Origin of the sequence: Azospirillum isscasi (assembly GCF_030849505.1) — a bacterium.
GTDB classification, from domain to species: domain Bacteria; phylum Pseudomonadota; class Alphaproteobacteria; order Azospirillales; family Azospirillaceae; genus Azospirillum; species Azospirillum isscasi.
On the sequence record NZ_JAUJFI010000106.1, the window covers coordinates 1 to 21,145 of the forward strand.

20 protein-coding genes, 1 tRNA gene and 1 pseudogene are annotated in these 21,145 nt (G+C 69.7%); 11 read left to right on the plus strand and 11 right to left on the minus strand.

What is annotated here, in order from left to right; translation table 11 throughout:
* Positions 1 to 525, minus strand: a pseudogene (locus QSG27_RS19150) (NUDIX hydrolase); the annotation flags it as partial.
* 226 nt (positions 526 to 751) lie between these two features.
* Here QSG27_RS19150 and QSG27_RS19155 point away from each other — a divergent pair.
* Positions 752 to 1,405, plus strand: coding sequence for a DUF47 domain-containing protein (locus QSG27_RS19155; protein WP_306708926.1), 654 nt, complete (start codon positions 752 to 754; stop codon positions 1,403 to 1,405).
* A gap of 5 nt (positions 1,406 to 1,410) precedes the next feature.
* Complete coding sequence (locus QSG27_RS19160; protein WP_306708927.1) at positions 1,411 to 2,418, plus strand: inorganic phosphate transporter; 1,008 nt, start codon at positions 1,411 to 1,413, stop codon at positions 2,416 to 2,418.
* A 61-nt stretch (positions 2,419 to 2,479) separates the two neighbouring features.
* On the opposite strand, the gene QSG27_RS19165 is transcribed toward QSG27_RS19160, so the two are convergent.
* A tRNA-Gly gene (locus QSG27_RS19165) sits at positions 2,480 to 2,554 on the minus strand.
* Between the two features lie 316 nt (positions 2,555 to 2,870).
* Here QSG27_RS19165 and QSG27_RS19170 point away from each other — a divergent pair.
* Positions 2,871 to 5,918 (plus strand): ATP-binding protein, encoded by a 3,048-nt coding sequence (locus QSG27_RS19170; protein WP_306708929.1) that lies wholly within the window; start codon positions 2,871 to 2,873, stop codon positions 5,916 to 5,918.
* Positions 5,919 to 6,004: 86 nt separating this feature from the next.
* On the opposite strand, the gene QSG27_RS19175 is transcribed toward QSG27_RS19170, so the two are convergent.
* The gene (locus QSG27_RS19175; protein WP_306708931.1) at positions 6,005 to 6,313 is read right to left on the minus strand and encodes a ribbon-helix-helix domain-containing protein; all 309 of its coding nucleotides are present in this window, start codon (positions 6,311 to 6,313) and stop codon (positions 6,005 to 6,007) included.
* A gap of 236 nt (positions 6,314 to 6,549) precedes the next feature.
* On the opposite strand from QSG27_RS19175, the gene QSG27_RS19180 reads away from it, so the two are divergent.
* From QSG27_RS19180 to QSG27_RS19210, 7 genes are all read left to right on the plus strand, one after another.
* Positions 6,550 to 6,744: a hypothetical protein gene (locus QSG27_RS19180; RefSeq protein ID WP_306708933.1), complete on the plus strand. Its 195-nt coding sequence runs from the start codon at positions 6,550 to 6,552 to the stop codon at positions 6,742 to 6,744.
* Positions 6,745 to 6,897: 153 nt separating this feature from the next.
* Entirely contained in the window at positions 6,898 to 8,160 is a 1,263-nt protein-coding gene (locus QSG27_RS19185; protein ID WP_306708935.1) for a YcaO-like family protein, read from the plus strand.
* A 35-nt stretch (positions 8,161 to 8,195) separates the two neighbouring features.
* On the plus strand, positions 8,196 to 8,939 hold the full coding sequence (locus QSG27_RS19190; RefSeq protein WP_306708937.1) for a TfuA-like protein: 744 nt from the start codon (positions 8,196 to 8,198) through the stop codon (positions 8,937 to 8,939).
* A gap of 85 nt (positions 8,940 to 9,024) precedes the next feature.
* Entirely contained in the window at positions 9,025 to 9,735 is a 711-nt protein-coding gene (locus tag QSG27_RS19195) for a Crp/Fnr family transcriptional regulator (protein WP_306708939.1), read from the plus strand.
* 105 nt (positions 9,736 to 9,840) lie between these two features.
* Positions 9,841 to 10,227 (plus strand): ribbon-helix-helix domain-containing protein, encoded by a 387-nt coding sequence (locus QSG27_RS19200; protein WP_306708940.1) that lies wholly within the window; start codon positions 9,841 to 9,843, stop codon positions 10,225 to 10,227.
* 242 nt (positions 10,228 to 10,469) lie between these two features.
* Positions 10,470 to 12,512 carry an MASE3 domain-containing protein gene (locus QSG27_RS19205; RefSeq protein WP_306708942.1) on the plus strand — a complete coding sequence of 681 codons (2,043 nt, stop codon included), beginning with the start codon at positions 10,470 to 10,472 and terminating at the stop codon, positions 12,510 to 12,512.
* Positions 12,490 to 12,885, plus strand: coding sequence for a response regulator (locus QSG27_RS19210; protein WP_306708944.1), 396 nt, complete (start codon positions 12,490 to 12,492; stop codon positions 12,883 to 12,885). The genes QSG27_RS19205 and QSG27_RS19210 overlap by 23 nt, the downstream gene beginning before the upstream one ends.
* 84 nt (positions 12,886 to 12,969) lie before the next feature.
* Here the strand turns inward: QSG27_RS19210 and QSG27_RS19215 are convergent, their stop codons facing one another.
* The 5 genes from QSG27_RS19215 to QSG27_RS19235 form a co-directional block, all read right to left on the minus strand.
* On the minus strand, positions 12,970 to 13,557 hold the full coding sequence (locus QSG27_RS19215) for a hypothetical protein (protein ID WP_306708946.1): 588 nt from the start codon (positions 13,555 to 13,557) through the stop codon (positions 12,970 to 12,972).
* 94 nt (positions 13,558 to 13,651) lie between these two features.
* On the minus strand, positions 13,652 to 14,599 hold the full coding sequence (locus QSG27_RS19220) for an Hsp33 family molecular chaperone (RefSeq protein WP_306708948.1): 948 nt from the start codon (positions 14,597 to 14,599) through the stop codon (positions 13,652 to 13,654).
* A gap of 96 nt (positions 14,600 to 14,695) precedes the next feature.
* The gene (argF, locus tag QSG27_RS19225) at positions 14,696 to 15,610 is read right to left on the minus strand and encodes an ornithine carbamoyltransferase (RefSeq protein WP_306708949.1); all 915 of its coding nucleotides are present in this window, start codon (positions 15,608 to 15,610) and stop codon (positions 14,696 to 14,698) included.
* Complete coding sequence (locus QSG27_RS19230; RefSeq protein ID WP_306708951.1) at positions 15,610 to 16,764, minus strand: aspartate aminotransferase family protein; 1,155 nt, start codon at positions 16,762 to 16,764, stop codon at positions 15,610 to 15,612. The genes argF and QSG27_RS19230 overlap by 1 nt, the downstream gene beginning before the upstream one ends.
* Before the next feature lie 130 nt (positions 16,765 to 16,894).
* Complete coding sequence (locus QSG27_RS19235) at positions 16,895 to 17,698, minus strand: ABC transporter permease (protein WP_306708953.1); 804 nt, start codon at positions 17,696 to 17,698, stop codon at positions 16,895 to 16,897.
* An 80-nt stretch (positions 17,699 to 17,778) separates the two neighbouring features.
* Here QSG27_RS19235 and QSG27_RS19240 point away from each other — a divergent pair, with 80 nt between their 5' ends.
* On the plus strand, positions 17,779 to 18,339 hold the full coding sequence (locus QSG27_RS19240) for a regulatory protein RecX (protein WP_306708956.1): 561 nt from the start codon (positions 17,779 to 17,781) through the stop codon (positions 18,337 to 18,339).
* Between the two features lie 311 nt (positions 18,340 to 18,650).
* Here QSG27_RS19240 and rpmB read toward each other — a convergent pair whose 3' ends face one another.
* The 3 genes from rpmB to meaB form a co-directional block, all read right to left on the minus strand.
* Positions 18,651 to 18,953 carry a 50S ribosomal protein L28 gene (rpmB, locus tag QSG27_RS19245; RefSeq protein WP_306708958.1) on the minus strand — a complete coding sequence of 101 codons (303 nt, stop codon included), beginning with the start codon at positions 18,951 to 18,953 and terminating at the stop codon, positions 18,651 to 18,653.
* A 164-nt stretch (positions 18,954 to 19,117) separates the two neighbouring features.
* Positions 19,118 to 19,936 carry a hypothetical protein gene (locus tag QSG27_RS19250; protein WP_306708959.1) on the minus strand — a complete coding sequence of 273 codons (819 nt, stop codon included), beginning with the start codon at positions 19,934 to 19,936 and terminating at the stop codon, positions 19,118 to 19,120.
* 196 nt (positions 19,937 to 20,132) lie between these two features.
* Positions 20,133 to 21,145, minus strand: a 1,013-nt coding sequence (meaB, locus tag QSG27_RS19255) for a methylmalonyl Co-A mutase-associated GTPase MeaB (protein WP_407653248.1), incomplete at its 5' end; no start/stop codon positions are given.

The window sequence follows — 21,145 nt, forward strand, 5'->3', positions numbered from 1 at the left end:
CTCGCCGCGGCGGGCGCGGGCGGGCTCGTCCGGCGCCGTGGCGACCCAGCGGGCCAGCGCCGGACGGATCACCGAATCGAGCAGCGGCGGCGGCGAGTCGCGCCAGTCCTCCCAGGGGAAGAACTCGTACAGGCCGCGCCACTCCGCCCCGTCGATGCGCAGCGGCGCCTCGCGCAGCAGCGCCAGATAGCCGACCACCAGCGAGCGCGGTCCGCCGAACAGCTCGTGCGGGTCGCGGTAGCGGTCGCCGAAGCTGTAGAGCTGCTCGACATAGCGCAGCGCCAGCCCCGCCCGGTCCTCGGCCACCGCGCGCAGGCCGTCCTGAAGGGTGCGGAAGCGTTCGGGATCGAAGGGCGCGCCGGGCAGGGCGTCGCGGTGGGGCGGCGGCTCGTCGCCGCGGCGGTGCGATTCGGGGATCTCGAAGCCGCTGCGCACGGTCACCACGCGCGGCTCAGCGCCATTCACCGAGGTGACGTTCACCGAAACGATGGCCGCCGTCAGGCCGATCTGTGTTTCCCCCGCCACGCGCCGTCCGCCTCCCCCCTGCCGAACCGTCGGCGGCAGGATAAGCGGGCCGCCGCGGCAAATCACCGGTCTTTCCGCCGGGCACCCCCGTGAAATCTCGCCGCAAGCCGGGCCGGCATGACACTTTTGTGACTCCCCACGGGCGCCGGGAATGTTACACCAGCCGCGACGCTGAGGCTCGCGCGAGTCCCCGTGTCGTGGGCGGGTGCTATTTGGAGAACCACGCATGCTGAATCTGTTCCGGGCCCTGATGCCGCGCGAAGAACGGTTTTTCGACCTGTTCGCCGAACACGCCCGGACGGTCGCCACCGGCGCCGAGGCGCTGCGGGCGATGATGACCAGCGGCCAGGACCTGGAGGAGCGGTTCCGCACCATCCGCGAGGTCGAAAGCGAGGCCGACGCCATCGAGAAGGAAATCCAGCTCGCCGTCCACCGCACCTTCATCGTGCCCTTCGACCGTTCGGACATCCAGGAACTCGGCAAGCGGATGGACGACGTGCTCGACTTCATCGAGGAGACCGCGCGTCACCTCGTGGAGGCGGGCTTCACCGACTACACGCCGGAGATGCACGCCCAGGCCGACGCCATCGTGCGCTGCACCGCCCGGCTGAACGCGGGCATCCCCCTGCTCCGCGACATCCCCAAGCACGTCGAGCAACTCCACGCGATGACCGCCGAGGTCTCGCGGATCGAGAGCGAAGGCGACCGGCTCCTGCGCGAGGCCAAGCACCGGCTGCGCGACGAGAGCGGCGGGCTCGACGCCCCCATCACCCACCGCCACGCCCTTCAACGCGAGATCGTCGAGCTGCTGGAACGCGTGCTCGACGCCTGCGAGGACGTGGCCGACACCATCGACGGCATCATCGTCGAACAGGTCTGAAACCCATGGAAGCCGCTACCCTCGCCCTGCCCATCCTGATCGGGCTGATCGGCGTCGCCCTCCTTTTCGATTTCCTCAACGGTCTGCACGACGCGGCCAACTCCATCGCCACCGTGGTGTCCACCCGCGTGCTGTCGCCGCGGACCGCCGTCGCCATGGCCGCCTTCTTCAACTTCATCGCCTTCCTGTTCTTCGGATTGCATGTGGCGACCACCATCGGCACCGGCATCGTCGGGGCGGGGGTGGTGGACCCGCACGTCATCTTCGGCGCGCTGATGGGCGCCATCGTCTGGAACGTCTTCACCTGGTGGCTGGGCATCCCGTCCAGCTCGTCCCACGCGCTGATCGGCGGCCTCGTCGGGGCCGGCGTGGCGAAGGCGGGGCTGGACGCCATCGTGGTGTCCGGTCTGGCCAAAACCGCCGCGGCCATCGTCGTCTCGCCCGTCGTCGGCTTCCTGCTGGCCAGCGTGATGATGGTGGCGGTGTCCTGGCTGTTCCGGCGCACCACCCCCTTCGCGGTGGACCGGCTGTTCCGCCATGTGCAGATCGGCTCCGCCGCGCTCTACAGCCTGGGGCACGGCGGCAACGACGCGCAGAAGACCATGGGCATCATCGCCGTCCTGCTCTATTCGCAGGGGCTGCTGGGGCCGACCTTCCACGTCCCCTTCTGGGTGGTCATCACCTGCCAGGCGGCGATGGGGCTCGGCACGCTGTTCGGCGGCTGGCGCATCGTGAAGACCATGGGGTCCAAGCTGACCGATCTGAAGCCGGTCCAGGGCTCCTGCGCGGAGACGGGCGGGGCGATCACCCTGTTCGCCGCGACGTGGCTGGGCGTGCCGGTCAGCACGACCCACACCATCACCGGCGCCATCATCGGCGTCGGCGCCGCCCGCCGCACCAGCGCGGTCCGCTGGGGCCTGGCGCAGGGCATCGTCATGGCCTGGGTCATCACCCTGCCGGCGACCGCCGTCGTGGGAGCCGTCTTCTACGAGTTGTCGCGGGTTCTGTGGTAAAGCGGAAAAGCGAAAAGGGCGGCCCGAGGCCGCCCTTTTTCGTACCATCCGCGTTTTGTAATGGAGCGGGCGAAGGGATTCGAACCCTCGACCCCAACCTTGGCAAGGTTGTGCTCTACCCCTGAGCTACGCCCGCGCCGCTCCAGCGAAGGAGCGCCCGTATACGCCCCGGCGGCGGCGAAGGCAAGCCCCAATTTTCTCCACGACACCAAATCCGTGCGCCGAAGGAGCGCCGGCACGGCGGACAGGCAGGCCGCCGCTTGCCGATTGTACGGGAAAACATACCAACATATGTTAGACTGCCGCGTTCAGAACGAAATTGCCGATCCCTTGTTTTGAATGTCTGCGCGTTTGAATTTGCACCCTCTAATATGCCGATGACGCTCCGCAGGGGGGCTTCGATGGCCGGAACGGACAGGGAGTTGGGCGGATTGCAAGCGATGCCCATACCCATGCCCAAGCCCAAACCCAAGCCGCCGCCCTCCGCGGACCCGGCGGACGGTGGCTCGTCCCGCCGCAACAGCGCGGAACGCAAGGTCGTGACCGTCCTGTTCGCCGACATCGTCGAATCCTCCAGCATGGTGTCGGGCCGCGACCCGGAGGAGGCCGACCAGACCCTTCTCACCATCCTGCAAATCCTGACCGACGCGGTGGAGCGCTACGGCGGCACGGTGGCCCAGGTGCTGGGCGACGGCATCATGGCGGTGTTCGGCGCCCCCTCCGCGCAGGAGGACCACGCGCTGCGCGCCTGCCTCGCCGCGCAGGACATCGCCCGGTCGGCCATCGATTCGGACGAGTTCAAGATGCGCATCGGCATCAGCTCCGGCGAGGTGGTGGCCCAGATCATCGAGACGGGTGTGTGGACCGACTACCGCACCGTGGGCGAGACCGTGCATGTCGCCGCCAAGCTGCAGCAGCGGGCGGCGCCCAACAGCGTGCTGCTGAGCCGCGAGACGCTGGACCTCGTGCCCACGGGCCTGACCGTCCGCCCGGCGGGCGTGCTGCGCCTGTCCGCCACGGCGGAGCCGGTGGCCGCCTTCGCGCTGGAGGCGGCGCGGGCGATGCGGCGCACGGCCATGGACCTGCTGTCCGCCGAAGGCAACCTGTTCGTCGGGCGCCGGCCCGAACTGGCGGTGCTGACCGGCGCGCTGCGGCGGGCCGAGCGGGGCGACGGGGCCTGCGTCCTCCTGACCGGGGAGGCCGGAATCGGCAAGTCGCGGCTGACCGGGGAGCTGATGCGCAGCCCGGAGGCCACCGCCTTCACCACGACCATCTGGCCGCAATTCCCGATCCGCCGCCTGGGCGACCCCGACGACCTGGAGGCGGCGGCCCGCTGCCTCGCCCTGTCCGTCTGCGGGGCCGCGGACGGGGGTGCGGTGGCGCGCCTGACCGCCGCCGCCGCCCGCAACGGCGGCGAGTTGGCCGGCGAGGCGATGCGGGAATTGCTGGGGCAGCCCTCCGTCCATCCGCTGTGGCAGGGCCTGGACCCGGCCCAGAAGGCGGATTTCAGCGTCGAGGGGCTGGTCGCCGCGGTCCGCGGGCTGTCGGTGGAGCGTCCGCTGCTGATCCTGGTGGAGGACGCGCACTGGACGCGCGGGCTGACCAACCGCCTGCTGGACGCCCTGGCCGAGGGGGTGGAGGACGCCCGGGTCTTCGTGCTGGTCACCTCACGGCTGGACACGCCGGGCGGCTGGACCGCGCCGGACCACATCCACGCGGTCGCGCTGGAGCCGCTGGAGCCGCTCCAGGCCGACGAGTTCCTCGACCACTGGCTGGGCCACAGCCCGTCGCTGGCCGACCTGAAGGCGCGGGTGGCGGCGCAGAGCCAGGGCGTGCCGCTCTATCTGGAGGAATCGCTGCGCACGCTGGAGACGACCGGCGCCATCGTCGGCAGTCCGGGCCGCTACAGCCTGGGCAAGGCGGACGCCCGCGTGGCCCTGCCGGCCACGGTGCACGGGCTTCTGGCCTCGCGGATCGACGCGCTGGAACCCGGCCCGCGGCGGGTGCTGATGCACGCGGCGGTGATCGGCACCTCGGTCGATGTGGGCCTGCTGCGCGCCGTATCCCCCATCCCCGCCGCCGAACTGCCGGCGGTGCTGGCCCGGCTGGAGCAGAGCGGCTTCTTCGCCCGCTCCCGCCTGCTGCCGAACCTGGAGCTGACCTTCCGCCACGCGCTGGTGCAGGAGGTCGCCTACGCCACCCTGACCAAGCGGGAGCGCCAGCCGCTGCACGGGCGCGTCCTGCACGCGCTGCGCCGGCGGTCCGACCGCAACCTGCCCAACCGGGCCGAACTGATCGCCCACCACGCCTTCTACGCCGAGGATTGGCCGCTCGCCTGCGCCTACGGCCGCCGGGCGGGGCGCCGGGCGGAGATGCGCTGCAAGCATTTCGACGCCGGGCGCTTCTACGAGCAGGCGCTGAAGGCCCTGGAGCATCTGCCGGAGACCCGCCGCAACACGCAACGGCGGATCGACCTGTGGATCGCCATCCCCCTCGTCCTGCTGCCGCAGGGCCGCCAGTTGGCCGGCGATCCGCTGGAGAAGGCGCGGGACATGGCGCTGGGCATCGGCGACCGCATCCGCTACGCCCGCGCCACCTCGCTCAAGGCGTCCTTCCAGTGGGTTTACGGCGTTCTGGACGGGGCCATCGCGCTCAGCCGCAGCGCTCTGGACCATCTGGGGGACCGGGGGACGGTGGAACTGCGCATCCAGGGGCTGATGCGGCTGGGCGGGATGCTGGTGGACAAGGGGCATTTCCCGGAGGCCCGGGAGAAGCTGGAGCTGGCCCGCAGCCTGGCGCTCGCCCACGCCCCGCGTGCCCGGTTCGGCCTGACCGCGGTGGCGGTCGCCATCACCGCCGCCTATCAGGGACGCTGCCTGGCCGAGCTGGGGCGCGACGACGAGGCCGTCCGGGTGATGCTCCACGCGCTCGACATCGCGGAGGAGGTCGGGCACGCCTTCTCCGTGTCGTCGGTGAAGGTCCATCTGGCGCTGGTCCACATCATCGGCCAGCGCTTCACCGCGGCGCTGCCGCTGCTGAAGGACGCCGTGACGATCACGGAGGCGACGCGCCTGCACATCTTCCAGCCGATCACGCTGGGCGCGCTGGGCTATGCCATCGCGCGGTCCGGCGGGGCGGCGGAAGGGGCGCGCCTGCTGAACGCCAGCCTGGAACAGGCGCACATCCTGAACCACTCGCTGCCCCGGCCGCGGATTCTGAACTGGATGTCCGACCTGGCCCTGGAAACGGCGCAGCACGACACCGCGGTCGGCTGCGCCGTCAAGGCCCTGGGGATCGCCACCGAAGCCGGGCAACTCTCCGAACAGGGCTGGTCCCACTTCGCGCTGGCCCAGGCCCTTGCCGCCACCGACCGGTTTCCGGACGCCATGGAGCATCTGACGGCCGCCGAGACGATGAGCCGCCAGCTTTCCATGAGGCCGCTTGCCGAGCGTTGCCGGACCTTCCGCCGCTGCCTCGTCGCGTCCGGCGCGGTGACGTAGCGTACAGCACCGTTCCGGCGCACGGTCCACCGCGCGGCGGTTTCACACCACCGCGGAAGGACCGCCCCGTCTCCACCCGAAGCGCGTCAGGCCACCAGCGTGATGCAGCCCGCGTCGGTGCTGCGGAAATGGTTCAGCACATAGACCCGGACGCTGGTGGCGAAGGGGATGCCCTCCGTCCGGGTGTCGTGGATGTCGGCGCACAGCGCCTCCAGCGACTTGCCCTGGGACTTGGCGATGTCCTTCAGACCGTCCCAGATCGTCGCCTCCAGCCGCAGGCTGGCGCGGCGCCCCCCGACCGTCAGCGAGCGCGTGACCACGGCGGGCGGAGCGGTGAGCGAGCTGAGGTCGGCCATCTCGTCGAGGCTGCGGGGAATGCGGCGGTCCAACTTCATCGGTACGCTCCTGTCTCGGCTTGGCTTGGCGATTCTCGGCCTGGCGAATTTTCCCGGATCTCCGGATTTTCTCCGGAGACGAAACATGCGTGTGTGCGCGTGTAGGCGATTTTTACCCGGGGATGACCCGTCCGGCATGTGAAGTTCTTCACAGTCCAGGCGGGTCATCCCGGCCAAGGTTCCGACATACCGCGGTATTCGCGGTGTCGTGAAACCCCAGGCCAGGAGCCGCCCCCATGACCGCCATCATCGATCAGACCGCCCTCGTCCGTGGCGCCGACGGCCGCCTCTTCGCCGTGTCCGCCCAGGGCGTGACCGAGGTCGCCGAGCAGGCCGCCGCGCTGACCGCCTCCGCCCGCATCGGCGACCGCCGCGCCTTCAACGGCGACGACCACGAGGCCGCCCGCCACGCGATCACCCCGGGCCTCTGACGGCGGGACGACCCTGTTCATCGGGCCTGTATTCGGGCCGTGGCGGCCGGCGTTTTTCCCTGACCGGCCCGCCACGGTCCCGCCCGATCCCTTCTTCCTTCGCCGGTTTCCGTTCCGGTTCATCGCGGGCATCCCACAGCGGAGACCGTCCCCATGCCCCTCGACGACATCCGCCGCACCGCCCGGGACCCGGCCATGGCCGACCAGCCTCTCAAAACCCACACCACCGGCACCCACCGGATCGCCGCCCCGGAACAGACTCTGGCCCGCGTCGCCCCCTTGCTTCCCGTGATGGGCATCACGCGGGTGGCGAACGTCACGGGGCTGGACACGGTCGGCATCCCGGTCGTGATGGTGGCCCGCCCGAATTCCCGCTCCATCTCCGTCGCCCAGGGCAAGGGCGTGACCCTGGCCGCCGCCAAGGCGTCGGGCGTCATGGAGTCGATCGAGAGCTTCCACGCCGAACGCATCGCCCTGCCCCTGAAATACGCCAGCTACGACGAGCTGCGCTGGACCCACCGGGTGGTGGACGTGGCCCGCCTGCCGCGCCTGTCCACCAGCGCCTTCACCCCCCACACCCCGATGCTGTGGATCGAGGGCGACGAACTGCTGGGCGGCGGGCGGGCGTGGGTGCCCTTCGAGACGGTGCACCTGAACTTCACCCTGCCGATGCCGCCGGGGACCGGCTGCTTCCTTGCCGGGTCGAACGGGCTGGCCTCCGGCAACAGCCTCGCCGAGGCGACCGCCCACGCGATGGCCGAGCTGGTCGAGCGCGACGCCGCGACCCTGTGGCGCCTGAAATCCCCGGAGGCCCAGGCGGCGACCCGCATCGACCCCGCCACCGTCGCCGATCCCGTCTGCCGGTCGCTGCTGGACCGGTTCGGCGACGCCGGCGTCGCGGTCGGGCTGTGGGACATCACCAGCGACATCGGCCTGCCGGCCTTCCTCTGCCGCATCGCGACGATGGAGGACACGCCGCAGCACTCCATCCGCCCGGCCATGGGCATGGGCTGCCACGCCGCGCCGGAGGTCGCCCTGTCCCGCGCCCTGACCGAGGCGGCGCAGAGCCGGCTGACCTTCATCGCCGGGGCGCGCGACGACATGCCCCGCTCCGAATACGAACGCCACCTCGACCCGGCGCGGCACGCGCGCTGGAAGGCGCTGATCACCGGCGGCGCCGGGCGCCGCGACGCCGGCGCGATCCCCAGCCTCGCCGGGCGCACCGTCGAGGAGGATCTGGCGGTCCAGCTCGACCGGCTGCGCGCCGCCGGGATCGAGGAGGCCGTGGCGGTGGACCTGACCAAGCCGGAATTCGGCATCGCCGTGGTCCGCATGGTCATCCCCGGCCTGGAAGGGCTGGACTCTTCCCCGGATTATGTGATGGGCGCGCGGGCCCGCGCCGTGGCCGGCGTCTGATACCTATATATAAGAGAGCGAAGGCGGAGACTCCCATGCAGACGCCGGACGGCCTTTACGTCTTCCTCGGCCCCACCCTGCCCCGCGCCGACGCGGCCCGCCTGCTGGACGCCGCCTATCTGCCGCCGGTCGCCCAGGGCGACATCATCCGGCTGTGCGAGCGCAGGCCGCGGGCCATCGGCATCGTTGACGGTTTCTTCGAGAACGTCCCGTCCGTCTGGCACAAGGAAATCCTGCACGCCATCCACCGGGGCGTCGCGGTGTTCGGGGCCTCCAGTATGGGCGCGCTGCGCGCCGCGGAGCTGCATCCCTTCGGCATGATCGGCGTCGGCGCCGTCTTCGAAGCCTTCCGCGACGGACGGCTGGAGGACGACGACGAGGTGGCGGTGATCCACGGCCCCGCCGAGCTTGGCTACCCCAGCCTGTCCGAAGCGATGGTGAACATCCGCCGCACCCTGGCCGACGCCGTGCAGGGGGGCGTCGTCCCCGCCGCCACGGCGCGGCGGCTGGAGGCCATCGCCAAGGCCCTGCCCTACCGGGAGCGCGGCTATGGCCGGATGCTCCGCCTGGCCGCCGCCGAGGGGATGCCGGAGGAGGAGCTGGCCGACTTCCGCCATTGGCTGCCCGGCGGACGCTTCGACCAGAAACGGGAGGACGCGGTGGAGCTGCTCCAGACCATGCGCCGCTGGGCCGCCGCCGGAGCGCCCGCCCCCGCGGCGCGCTTCCATTTCGAGCACACCGCCCTGTGGGACCGCGCCCTGCGCGACGCCGTGCTTTAGCGGAAAACGGGGGAATCCTCTGGACTGGCCGCCCGCCGGGTGCCATGAACGGTCGGACGGCGCGCAATCGGGACCGTGAACGCCCATGGCCTTACCTAAGGATGTTGCCGGTATTTTACGGCGCAACCACATGTTGGGCGTTCTCGACGACGCCCGGATGCAGGAGCTTGTCGCGCTGGGCCGGGTGTCGCGGTTCCAGGAAAACCAGACCGTCTTTGAAAAGGGCGATCCCGGCGATTGCCTCTACGCCATCATGAAGGGGCAGATCGCCATCTCCACCTCCTCGGAGGATGGAAAGACGATGCTGCTCAACATTCTGAACCCTGGCGACGTGCTGGGGGAGATCGCGCTGATCGACGGGAAGAACCGCACCGCCGGCGCCACCGCGCTGCGCCCATCGGAGCTGTTCCGCATCGACCGTCCGGAATTCATCTCCTTCCTGGAGCGGCACCCGTCCCTGTGCATCCGGATGATGGGCGTGCTGTGCGAACGGCTGCGCTGGGTGTCGGAGAACATCGAGGATGCGGTTTTCCACGATGTGCCGCGCCGGCTGGCACGGCGTATCCTTCTGCTGGCGGACACCTATGGGCAGCGAACCCCTGCGGGTCTGCGCGTCAACCAGCCGGTGTCCCAGGAAGCGCTTGCGGCAATGCTGGGTGTCACCCGGGAGATGGTCAACAAGAGTCTGCGTGCTCTGCGCAATTCTGGTACTATTACCTATTCCAAAGGTTTTATCGTGATCATCAATCTGAACACGCTGAAGGATATGGCCGGGGAATCCGATGACGTGCCGTAAGACCACCCCGCACATCTGATGAGTTTTATCGTCGCAAATTTTTTCAATCGCGCTATATTGGCTTCGGTGCATAAAACATGGCTGACAGTCAAGGAATACAGGGCTATGTCGGGTCAGGATTCACAGGCGTCCAACGCGCCATCGCCGCTGAGCGTCATCCCTCTGGTGGCGCGCACCGTCAAGCTGTTCGGTCGTCCGACGCAGCTTCGGCTTGAGCCGTCCTATTGGGAAGCGCTGGACGATATCTGCCATCGGGAAGACCTGACGGTGGATGAACTGTGCAGCGACCTCAAGGACCGCCTCGATTCGCAATCCCGCCGGGCGCGCGGGGTCGCCGTGTCGCTGGCCAACGCGGTCCGCGTCTTCATCGTCGGTTACTACCGCAAGGCGGCGACCGAGAAGGGTCACGACCGCGCCGGCCATGGCCGCGGCGATCCCTTCGTCAGCACGCCCTTCGACCTGCCCCCGGCCCAGCCCGCCAAGGAAGGCTGATCCCCGGCACCGCGGCCCGTCACCCCTGCGCAAGGGTGTTCCGGACCATCGGCTGCCAGGAATTGCCGGCTGCATGGATTCGCCGGCTGTGTGGAATTGCCGCGTCCGGTTGAGAAGCGCAACGTCCGGCTTGCACCGCGACGGGATTTGGTGTGTTGATCGGGTTAGCGGCGTTGCATGGCCGGTTGACCGGGCCATCCGTGAGCCACCCCCCTCCCGTCCACCGCGGAGCCGACCGATCCATGAACGGGACCCCGCCGTCCACCGTTCGCCTGCCATCTCCCCGCGGGCTGGCGGACCGTTCCTTTCTGTCCGGCCTTGCCGCCGTGCTGCTCTTCATGGCGGTGATGGCCGTCGTGATGCATCACAACTACCTGCTGTTCCACCTCTGCGTGGAGCTGTTCGCCGTGGCCATCTCCTTGACGATCTTCATGATCGCCTGGAACACGCAGGACACCAACCAGTCGCCCTTCCTCGCCTTCGTCGGCCTGTCCATGCCGGGCATGGCGCTGCTGGACCTGCTGCACGCCATCGCCTTTCCGGGCATGAACGTCTTCGCGCAGGGCGGCCCCAACCTGTCCACCCAGCTCTGGATCGCCGCCCGCGGCCTTCAGGCCACCGTTTTCCTGGCCGCCCCGCTGCTGGTCGAGACGCAGCTGCGCACGGGCGACGTGCTGCTGGTCCAGGCCGCCGCCGTGTTGTGCATCCTGCTGTCGATCTTCACCTTCGGCATCATGCCGGACAGTTTCGTTCCCGGCGTCGGGCTGACGCCCTTCAAGGTGGGCGCCGAATACACGTTCAGCGCCGCGGCGGTCGTCGCCTGCCTGCTGTTGTGGCGCCGGCGCAGGCAGTTCGAGCCGACCGTGTTCGGCCTGACCTTCGGCGGCATCGCGCTGCTGGCCCCGCAGGAGCTGATCTTCACGCTCTACACCGACCCGCACGGCCCGCTGAACTCGCTGGGCCACTTCATCAAGATCCTGTCCTTCTACCTGCTCTACCGGGCGATCATCGTGACCGCCCTGCAGAACCCCTACGACCTCGCCTTCTACCGGATGCGCCGCAGCGAGGAGGCCCTGCGCGACCATCTGAGCGGGCTGGAGACGCTGATCGCCACGCGCACCGGCGAACTGCGCGAGAGCGAGGCGCGCTGGCGGGCGCTTCTGGAATGCTCCAACGACTGGTTCTGGGAAACGGACGGGCGGGGGCGCTTCACCGCCCTGTCGCCGCGGGCGCAGGAATCGACGGGGCGCGGCGGGGCGGAGCTTTTGGGTTTCACCCACGCCGACCTTCTGGACCGCAACCGCCCTGAGGAGGATTTCCCCGCCCTGGCCGAGGCGCTGCACCGGCGGGAGCCCTTCCGCCGCCTGTCCTTCCCGCTGGCCTCGCCGGGGGGTGCCGCGCGCTGGGTGATGGTCAGCGGCGTGCCGCGCTACGACGGCGACGGCGACTTCCTCGGCTACCGCGGCACCACCAGCGACATCAGCGCGCGGCGCCAGTCGGCGGAGGCGGCGCGGCAGAAGCAGACCATGGCCGCGCTGGGCAGCCTCGTCGGCGGCCTCGCCCACGAGATCAACAACCTGCTGCAACCGGTCATCAGCCTGTCCGATCTGGCGCGCAACCGCGCCGGGGAGGACCGCAAGCTGCACACCTACCTGAACGCCATCCACGACAGCGGCGTGAAGGCGCGCACGATCATGCGCGACGTCCTTCAGTTCGCCCGCGTCGAGGTCGCCGAGTCGCCGCCGGGCAACCTGGAGGAGGCGGTGCATTCCGCCCTGGAGCTTGCCGCCCCCTCGATGCCCGGGACGATTGACATGCGGACGCGGCTGGAATCCGGCCTGGATGCGGTGACGATCACCGCGACCGAGCTGACCCAGGTGCTTCTGAACCTGATCCAGAACGCCCGCGATGCCATGCCGCAGGGGGGCGCCCTGACCATTTCCGCCAGTTCCCTGACCCTGAAGGAACGGGATGCGTCGCGCCGGCAGCTCGGCGAAGGCGACTATGTGCGCCTGACCGTGACCGACACCGGCACCGGAATGGACGAGGCGACGCGCCAGCGCGTGTTCGATCCCTTTTTCACCACCAAGCCGGTCGGCAAAGGGACGGGGCTTGGGCTTTCGGTCGTCTATGGTATCGTAAGGAACGGGGGCGGCGACATCCTGGTCGAAAGCACCCCCGGACGCGGAACGTCCTTCATCATCGACCTGCCCACCGCCCCGCCCGGCGGACCGGGCGCAACGACACATGGGAATCTGGTTCATGGCGAAGGTGTTGGTCGTTGAGGATTCGGCCGCCGTCCGTCTGGCGGTGACGGAGGTGATCGAAGAGGCCGGCCACGAGGTTGTGGAGGCGGAGAACGGCCGGATCGCCATCGGTCTGCTGGACGGCGGCGCCACCTTCGACCTGATCGTCACCGACGTGCTGATGCCCGAAGCCGATGGGGTGGAGGTCATCAAGGCCGCCCGCAGGCTCAATCCCGGCACCCAGGTGCTCGCCATGTCCGGCGGAGCACCGAATTTGCCGGCGGGATACGCCCTGAAGATGGCCGAGATGTTCGCGGCGGACGCCGTGCTCTACAAGCCCTTCCTGAACGACGAGCTGCGCAAGGCCGTGGCCCGCCTGCTGTCCTCAACGGACGGGGATGCCGCGGACTGACACCGCGACAGCCCATCCTCCGTCCCCTCCCCTGCGCAGCGGGGGAGGGTCAGGGAAGGGGCAAGTGCCCGTCTGCCAAATCCTTTACCGCCGCACCATCGGCGCCAGATCCTTGCGGATGCCGGCGTCCAGCCGGGCGTTCAGATCGTCCATCATGCGGCGGACGAGATCCTGCAGGGTCGCCTCGCGGTCGGCCAGCGAGATGTTCTCCGGCACCGTGGTGGACTGGGTGACCACCGCCTTGGTCGTGCCGCGGAAGGTGGTCTCGCCCGGCACCTCGCCACCGATCTCGACCTCGATCCGCCCGTCGTAGCGCTGGGCCTGATCGTTGGTGAAATAGCCCTTCACCCCGCCGGTCTTGGGAAGCTGGACCTCCGCGATGCCCGCGTCGCGGATGGTGACGCGCACGCGGCCCGGCCCGCCCGCGGCCTGGAGCCGCTCGCCGGCCCAGCGGCGCACCGCCTCGGCGGGCGGCAGGGGGATGCGCTGGTCGATGGCGGTGCCGGCGGGACGGTGCGCGTCCACCACGTCGATGCTGCCCGCGTTCAGCACGATCGGGCCGAAGTTGGAATAGTCGATGGGCCGGGGCGCCGGACGCGGCGGCGTGCTCTGGCAGGCCGTCAGGGCCATGGTGGCGAGAGCGGCGGCGAGAACGAAACGGCGGGTGGGCATGATCGCTCCGGTTGGACAGGACGTCGAAAGAACGAAAAACGGCGCGGCACTATAGCCGCGCCGTCTCCTGAGCGCATCCGGAACCTGGGCCCCCTTACTTCGCCGCGCCGTAGACCCGGTCGAGGTCCGCGTCGTCGAAATGATAGGCGGTGGAGCAGAACTGGCAGACCACCTCGACCCGCCCGTCGTCGATCTTCAGATCCTGCACCTCGTCCCGCGGCAGGCGGGAGAGCATGTCCGACACCCGCTCGCGCGAGCAGCGGCAGCCGAAGCGCAGGGCCTTGGGCTGCCACACCCGCACGCCGTCCTCGTGGAACAGGCGGAACAGCAGGTCGCTGGCCGCCAGTTCCGGGTCCAGAAGCTCGTCGCCGGTGGTGCTGGACAGCAGGACCATGGCGCGGCGCCAGGCATCCTCGTCGCCGGAGCCGAGCACCTTCTCCGTGGCGTCCTGCGGCAGGCGCTGCACCATGATGCCGCCGGCCCGCCAGGCGCCCTTGCCGCCATCCGGCAGGGTTTCCTGGTCCACCGCGACGGTCAGGCCGGTGTCGATCTGCTCCGACTGGCGGAAATAATGCTGCACGCAGTCGGCCAGCGTCTTGCCGTACAGCTCCACGATGCCCTGGTAGCGCTCGGTGTTCGGCCCCTGGTCCACGGTGAAGGCGATGTGGCCCTTGCCCAGCAGGGCCGGCGCCGGTGCGATGGCCACGTCGTCGGCGGCCTTGGCCAGCGCTTCCTCGTCGAACTGGGCGTAGGCGCGGATGTCGCCGACCGAGGTGATGTCCGCCACCATCAACCGAACCGGCCCGTCGCCCTTGGTCTGGAGCGTGAAGATGCCGTCGTACTTCAGCATGCTGGACAGCAGCATGGCGAGCGTCATCGTCTCCGCCAGGAAGCGGGCGACCGGTTCCGGATAGGCGTGGCGGGTCAGGATTTCGTCCAGCGCGGGGCCCAGCTTCACCATGCGGCCGCGCAGCCGCGACGCCTCGATCTGGAAGGGCAGAACGAGATCGTCGGTGATCGGGTGGACGGAAGGATCGTCCATGATGTCCTCGAAGTTACGACAGGCCACGGCCCGGCGCCGCCATCCCGTTCGTCACGGGGGGCGGCGCCGGGCCATCAGCCCAATTTCCAAGTGCTTTTAGATAGTGGCGCCGAGGCACCATGCCAGTATGGCCTTCTGGGCGTGCAGGCGATTTTCCGCCTCGTCCCAGACGACCGAATGCCGGCCGTCGATCACCCCGTCGGTCACTTCCTCCCCGCGGTGGGCGGGCAGGCAGTGCATGAACAGGGCGTCGGGGGCGGCCAACGCCATCAGCGCCTCGTTCACCTGATAGGGGCCGAGGACCGCGGCCCGCTCGTCCACGTCGGTGTTGTGCATGGAGGCCCAGGCGTCGGTGACCACGCAGTCGGCGCCGCGCACGGCCTCCTCCGGCGAGGTGGTGACGGTAATCCGCCCGCCTTCGCGCTTCACCCAGTCCAGCAGTTCCGGCGTCGGGCCGTAGACCTCCGGGCAGCCGAGGCGGATTTCCACGCCGAATCGCACCGCCGCGTGGACCCAGCTCACCGCCACGTTGTTCACGTCGCCGATCCAGGCCACCGTGCGCCCCCCGATGGGACCGCGGTGCTCCTCGAAGGTCATCACGTCGGCCATGATCTGGCAGGGGTGCGACTGGTCGGTCAGGCCGTTGATGATCGGCACCGAGGCGAACTCGGCCAGCTCGTGCACGCGCTCCTCGCCCATGGTGCGGACCATCACCGCGTCCACGTAGCGGGACAGCACGCGGGCGGTGTCGCCGATGGTCTCGCCGCGGCCCAACTGCATGTCGTCGGGCTTCAGCAGCACCACGTCGCCGCCGAGCTGGCGCATGCCCACCTCGAACGACACGCGGGTGCGGGTGGAGGGCTTCTCGAAGATCATCGCCAGCGTGCGGCCCGCGAACAGCGAGCGGTAGGCCGGGATGTCCTTCTTGATGGTCGCGGCCATGTCCAGGATCTGGCGCAGGGTCGCCGTGTCCAGCCGGTCGATGTCGAGGAAATGACGAACGGCGGACATCACACCAACTCCTTCGCGGTCTTGGAGAGGATGGCCACGGCCTCCTCCACCTCGGCGTCGCCGATGTTCAGCGGCGGCAGCAGCCGCACCACATTGTCGCCCGCCGGAACGGACAGCAGCCCGTTGGCGCGCAGCTTCGCCACCACGTCGCCGACCGCCGGGCCGCAGACGAGGCCCAGCATCAGCCCCTGGCCGCGCACGGCCGTGAAAACCGACGGATTCTCCGCCACCAGCCCGGCCAGACGGTCCTGGAGCAGGCCGCCGACGCGCAGCACATGGTCGAGGAAGCCCGGCTCCAGCACCTTGTCCAGAACGGCGTTGCCGACCGCGGTGGCCAGCGGGTTGCCGCCGTAGGTGGAGCCGTGGGTGCCGGCGGTCATGCCCGACGCGGCCTTCTCCGTGGCGAGGCAGGCGCCCAGCGGGAAGCCGCCGCCGATGCCCTTGGCTACCGCCATGACGTCCGGCGTGATGCCGGCCCATTCATGGGCGAACAGCTTGCCGGTGCGGCCCATGCCGCACTGGATCTCGTCCAGGAACAGCAGCAGCCCGTGCTGGTCGCAGATCTCGCGCAGGCCGCGCAGGAACTCCACCGAACCGGCGCGGATGCCGCCCTCGCCCTGGATCGGCTCCACGCAGATGCCGGCGGTCTGGTCGGTGATGGCCGCGCGCACCGCCTCCAGGTCGCCGAAGGGCACGAGGTCGAAGCCGTCGAGCAGCGGGCCGAAGCCCTTGATCAGCTTTTCCTGCTGCGCCGCCGACACCGCGGCCAGCGTGCGCCCGTGGAAAGCCTGTTCGAAGGTGATGATGCGATGGCGGCCCTTGTCACCCTTCTCGTAATGGTACTTGCGCACCAGCTTGGCGCCGCACTCCCACGCCTCCGCGCCCGAGTTCGTGAAGAACACGGTGTCGGCGAAGGTGGCGGCGGTCAGCCGCGTGGCGAGGCTCTCCTGCCCGGCGACCCGGAACAGGTTGGAGGTGTGCCACAGCTTGTTGGCCTGGACGGTCAGCGCCTCGACCAGATAGGGGTTCGCGTGACCGAGAACATTCACCGCGACCCCGGCGGCGAAGTCCAGGAATCGTCGCCCGTCGGTCGCGTACAGATACGGACCTTCGCCGCGCTCGAACACGATGTCGGCGCGGGCATATGTGGGCATGACGACCGGAATCACAGCGAAAACCTCCGAATGAGGAAAGCCCGGCGGACACCCATGCCCGCCAGGGAACGACGAATATCGAGAGATCACTTCGTCCTGTCAACGGATTGGCAGCGAAGGGCCTGCGGATTCACGCCTTCAGCTTGTAGCCCGTCTTCAGCATGCGCCAGGCCAGCCACCACAGCCCGCCGTTGACCGCCAGCATGACGAGAATCCCGATCCCCAGCGTGCCGTCCGACCGCCCGATGAAGCCGTAGCGGAAGCCGTCGATCATATAGAAGAACGGGTCGAAATGGGCGATCCACCAGAAGACCGGCGGCAGCGTCTCCACCGAATAGAAGGTGCCGGACAGGAAGGACAGCGGCGTGACCACGAAGTTCGTGACCGCCGCGATGTGGTCGAACTTCTCCGACCAGATGCCGCCGACCAGCCCGAGCAGCGACAGCAGCATCGAGGCCATCAGGGCGTGGAAGACGACGAACTCCGGATGGGCGACGCGGATTGGCACGAAGGCCCAGATCGCCAGCCCGGTGACCAGCCCGACCAGCAGGCCGCGCGTCACCCCGCCCATGACGAAGCCGAAGGCCAGCTCCAGCGGGGCCATCGGCGGCATCAGGATGTCCACGATGTTGCCCTGGACCTTCGCGATCACCACGGAGGACGAGGTGTTGGCGAAGGCGTTCTGGGCCATCGCCATCATGATCAGGCCGGGGGCCAGGAATTCCAGATAGGGCACCGACCCGATCATCCGCACCGCACCGCCCAGCGCCAGCGCGAAGACGGCGTAGAACAGCAGCGTCGTGACCACCGGCGCCCAGACGGTCTGCTGGTGCACCTTCAGGAACCGGCGCACTTCACGCGCGTAGAGGGTCCACAGGCCGACCCAGTTGACGGCGCCGACCCGGCGGGGCATGGGAGGGAGAGGATGAGTCATCGCACCACGATTCACAGGAACGGACCGGACTTTAGGACGCGCCGCCCGTTCCGGCAACCGCCCCCGGACGGGAGACAGCCATGACGCGCGACCAGCCGCCGGCCCGCAAGCCGCCGCGCCGCGTGACCGCCCAGTATCTGGAGAACGCGGCCCTGCACTATCTCCAGCGCTTCGCCAGTTCGTCGGCCAGCCTGCGGCGGGTGCTGATGCGCAAGGTGGACCGCTCCGCCCAGGCCCACGGCACCGACCCCGCGGAGGGCGCCCGCTGGGTGGAGGAACTGATCGCCCGCTACCTGCGCAGCGGCCTGCTGAACGACGTGGCCTATGCGGAGATGCGCGCGGCCAGCCTGCACCGCCGCGGCGCCTCGACCCGGGCCATCCGCGAGAAGCTGTCCGCCAAGGGCATCGGCCGCGACGAAGCCGACCGGGCGCTGGAGTCGCTGGACGAGGAGGTTGAGGGCGACCTGAACCTGACCGCCGCCCTGGCGCTGGCCCGCCGCCGCCGGCTCGGCCCCTACCGCCTGCCGGAGAAGCGGGCGGAGTTCCGCGACAAGGATCTTGCGGCGCTGGGACGGGCCGGATTCGCCTACGACGTCGCGCGCCGGGTGGTGGACGCGGACGATCCCGATTCGGTGGAGTGAAGGGGGCGCCCTTGCCCCCACCCTTCCCATGCTGCGCATGGCCTCCTTCCCTCCCCCGCTTCGCAGGAGAGGGGGAAACGTCCCCTCTCCTGCGAAAACGGGGGAGGGTTTAGGGAGGGGGCAAGCGCACCAACGACAAAACGCGCGCGAAGCCTTTCGGCCTCGCACGCGACACTCTCAACCGGGGTTCGGTACAACCGAGAGTCGGAGTCGTCCTGGCGTGGGGCGTTGCGCCCGACCGCAGGGTTTGCCGCCCCGCGGTGTCATCGCCAGAATCGCCGGAAGCGCTCGGGCGCTTCCAGCGGGCAGCGTCAGGCCGCGGCGGCCTGCTGCTTGTCCTGGGCCTTGGCGATGCGGCGCTTCAGGCGGCGCGCATCCAGGCTGAGGACCTCGTCCTTCGCGTCGAGCAGGAAGGCGTCAAGGCCGCCCTTGTGCTCGATCGAACGGATCGCGTTGGTGGAGATACGCAGGCGCACCATCTGACCCAGAGCATCGCTCAGCAGCGAGGTTTCCTGCAGGTTCGGCTGGAAACGGCGGCGGGTCTTGTTGTTGGCGTGGCTGACGTTGTTGCCAAACTGCGTGCCCTTACCGGTCACGGAGCACCGACGTGCCATCGGACTGATCCTTTATTTTAGCAAATGAAACCCGGTCCCGGGCAGCATTCCGCCCGAAGGAGGCGGCGTTATAGTCGAACAAGCGCGCGCCCGTCAAGGAAGGAAGAGACGGGCGCGCGCCCGACCGACGGTCCCCGGGCCGGCGGGGACCGCGATCCGGTGAATCACTGGGCCGCGGGAGCGGCGGCCTTCGGGGCGTCCGCCTTGGGGGCTTCGGCCTTCTTTTCCTCGGCCTTCTTTTCCTCGGCCTTCACCGGCTCCGGCTTGGGGGCTTCCGCCTTCGGCGCGGGGGCCGGGGCCGGGGCCGCCTCGGCCTTCGCGGGTTCGGCCTTCACCTCGGCCTTCGGAGCCTCCACCTTGGGGGCGGGCGATTCGGCCTTCGGCTCGGCCTTGGGAGCGGCGGCCTTGGCCGGGGCCTTGCGGGCCACCGGGGCCTTCTTCGAGGCCGGGGCGGGAGCCGCCTCGACCTTCGCGGGCTCGGCCTTCACCTCGGCCTTCGGGGCCTCAGCCTTCGGGGCCTCCTTGGGGGCTTCGGCCTTAGGAGCGGGAGCGGGAGCGGGGACCGGCGCCGCGACCAGAGCGGCCTTGGGCGCGGGCGATTCGGCCTTCGGGGCAGCCTTCGGCGCTGGAGTCACCACGGGGGCCGCCACCGAAGCCGCCACGGTCAGTTCGGCGGCGATCTTCGAGGAGACGTCCAGGACGGTCTGCACCTGGTTGACGACGCGGGCCTGGGCGACGGCCGCCCACTCGCGCTGCACGGCGACGAGGTCCGCCGGGCTGCGCACCTTGGCGAACTCACCCGCGATGTGGGTCGTCTCGCCGATGCCGGCGGTCACGCCGTCCAGCAGGCGGCGATAGCCGTCCTGAACCACCCCGGCGACTCGGGTGGAGCGGGCGGCGTAGGTCCCGGCGCCCGCCTTGCCCAGCGCCCCAAGGGCCAGCGGGCTGAAACGCTCGAAAAGATCAAGAAAATTGGCGGTCATGTCCAAAAGTCTCCCGTTGACGACTCGACGCGGAGGCGGTGTCGGACAAGTCAACTCCGGCTCGTACCCCAGGAGACTGCGGGCAAACCCCTCGCCCAAGCGCCGCGAAGGCGCTCCTTTCCCGCCCATGCCACCTTAGGCACGGGAAAATCACAGCGCAACAAAAAATGTTGCGGTGCAGCATAAGCGAATGGGCCTACTCCACCGGGCGCCCGAGGAACTTTTCAAGCAGCCCGCGTGCGGCGGCGGTGGGGGTGACGGCGCCGCCGGTCACGCGGGCCTCCAGATCCGCCAGATCGGCGCGCACGGCGGGATGCGCCTTGAAGGCGTCCACCAGCGTTTCGCGGATCTCGCTCCACAGCCAGGCGCGGGCCTGTTCGGCGCGGCGGGTGGCGCGGACGCCGGACGCCTCCATGACGGCCTTGTGCGCGCCGATGGTGTCCCACACCGCGTCGATGCCGGCCTTGGCGATGGCGGAGCAGCTCAGCACCGGCACCCGCCAGTCGCCGTGGCGCAGCAGGGTCAGGGCGTGGCGGTAATCCGCGACGGTATGCCGCGCCGTGGCGGCGAGGTCGCCGTCCGCCTTGTTGACCACCACGAGGTCGGCCAGTTCGACGATGCCCTTCTTGATGCCCTGAAGCTCGTCGCCCCCGGCGGGCAGCAGAAGCAGCAGGAACAGGTCCACCATGTCGGCCACCGCGGTCTCCGACTGGCCGACGCCCACCGTCTCGACCACGATCACGTCGAAGCCCGCGGCCTCGCAGACCAGCATGGCCTCGCGCGTGCGGCGGGCCACGCCGCCCAGCGTGGCGCCCGCCGGCGAGGGGCGGATGAAGGCGTTCGCCTCGCGCGACAGGTCCACCATGCGGGTCTTGTCGCCCAGGATGGAGCCGCCGGTGCGCTGCGACGACGGGTCGATGGCCAGAACCGCCACCTTGTGGCCCAGCCCGATGACGTGCTGCCCGAACGCCTCGATGAAGGTGGACTTGCCCACCCCCGGCACCCCGGAGATGCCCACCCGCACCGAGTTGCCGGTGTGGGGCAGCAGCGCCTCCAGCAGGGCGTCGGCCTGGGCGCGGTGGTCGCGCCGGGTCGATTCGATCAGCGTGATGGCGCGGGCGAGCGCGCGGCGGTCCCCCCGCAGCACCGCGTCGGCAAGCGCGGCGGGGGTCTGGGCGGCGGAGGCCGGTGTGGGGGCGGGGGCGGGCG

Coding starts and splice junctions, on each gene's coding strand:
- QSG27_RS19175 (WP_306708931.1), bottom strand. CDS start 6,313: ATGAAGTTGGACCGCCGCATTCCCCGCAGCCTCGACGAGATGGCCGAC.
- QSG27_RS19195 (WP_306708939.1), top strand. CDS start 9,025: ATGGCCTTACCTAAGGATGTTGCCGGTATTTTACGGCGCAACCACATG.
- QSG27_RS19215 (WP_306708946.1), bottom strand. CDS start 13,557: ATGCCCACCCGCCGTTTCGTTCTCGCCGCCGCTCTCGCCACCATGGCC.
- argF (WP_306708949.1), bottom strand. CDS start 15,610: ATGTCCGCCGTTCGTCATTTCCTCGACATCGACCGGCTGGACACGGCG.
- QSG27_RS19185 (WP_306708935.1), top strand. CDS start 6,898: ATGCCCCTCGACGACATCCGCCGCACCGCCCGGGACCCGGCCATGGCC.
- QSG27_RS19155 (WP_306708926.1), top strand. CDS start 752: ATGCTGAATCTGTTCCGGGCCCTGATGCCGCGCGAAGAACGGTTTTTC.
- rpmB (WP_306708958.1), bottom strand. CDS start 18,953: ATGGCACGTCGGTGCTCCGTGACCGGTAAGGGCACGCAGTTTGGCAAC.
- QSG27_RS19235 (WP_306708953.1), bottom strand. CDS start 17,698: ATGACTCATCCTCTCCCTCCCATGCCCCGCCGGGTCGGCGCCGTCAAC.
- QSG27_RS19180 (WP_306708933.1), top strand. CDS start 6,550: ATGACCGCCATCATCGATCAGACCGCCCTCGTCCGTGGCGCCGACGGC.
- QSG27_RS19210 (WP_306708944.1), top strand. CDS start 12,490: ATGGCGAAGGTGTTGGTCGTTGAGGATTCGGCCGCCGTCCGTCTGGCG.
- QSG27_RS19230 (WP_306708951.1), bottom strand. CDS start 16,764: ATGCCCACATATGCCCGCGCCGACATCGTGTTCGAGCGCGGCGAAGGT.
- QSG27_RS19205 (WP_306708942.1), top strand. CDS start 10,470: ATGAACGGGACCCCGCCGTCCACCGTTCGCCTGCCATCTCCCCGCGGG.
- QSG27_RS19200 (WP_306708940.1), top strand. CDS start 9,841: ATGTCGGGTCAGGATTCACAGGCGTCCAACGCGCCATCGCCGCTGAGC.
- QSG27_RS19240 (WP_306708956.1), top strand. CDS start 17,779: ATGACGCGCGACCAGCCGCCGGCCCGCAAGCCGCCGCGCCGCGTGACC.
- QSG27_RS19220 (WP_306708948.1), bottom strand. CDS start 14,599: ATGGACGATCCTTCCGTCCACCCGATCACCGACGATCTCGTTCTGCCC.
- QSG27_RS19190 (WP_306708937.1), top strand. CDS start 8,196: ATGCAGACGCCGGACGGCCTTTACGTCTTCCTCGGCCCCACCCTGCCC.
- QSG27_RS19160 (WP_306708927.1), top strand. CDS start 1,411: ATGGAAGCCGCTACCCTCGCCCTGCCCATCCTGATCGGGCTGATCGGC.
- QSG27_RS19170 (WP_306708929.1), top strand. CDS start 2,871: ATGCCCAAGCCCAAACCCAAGCCGCCGCCCTCCGCGGACCCGGCGGAC.
- QSG27_RS19250 (WP_306708959.1), bottom strand. CDS start 19,936: ATGACCGCCAATTTTCTTGATCTTTTCGAGCGTTTCAGCCCGCTGGCC.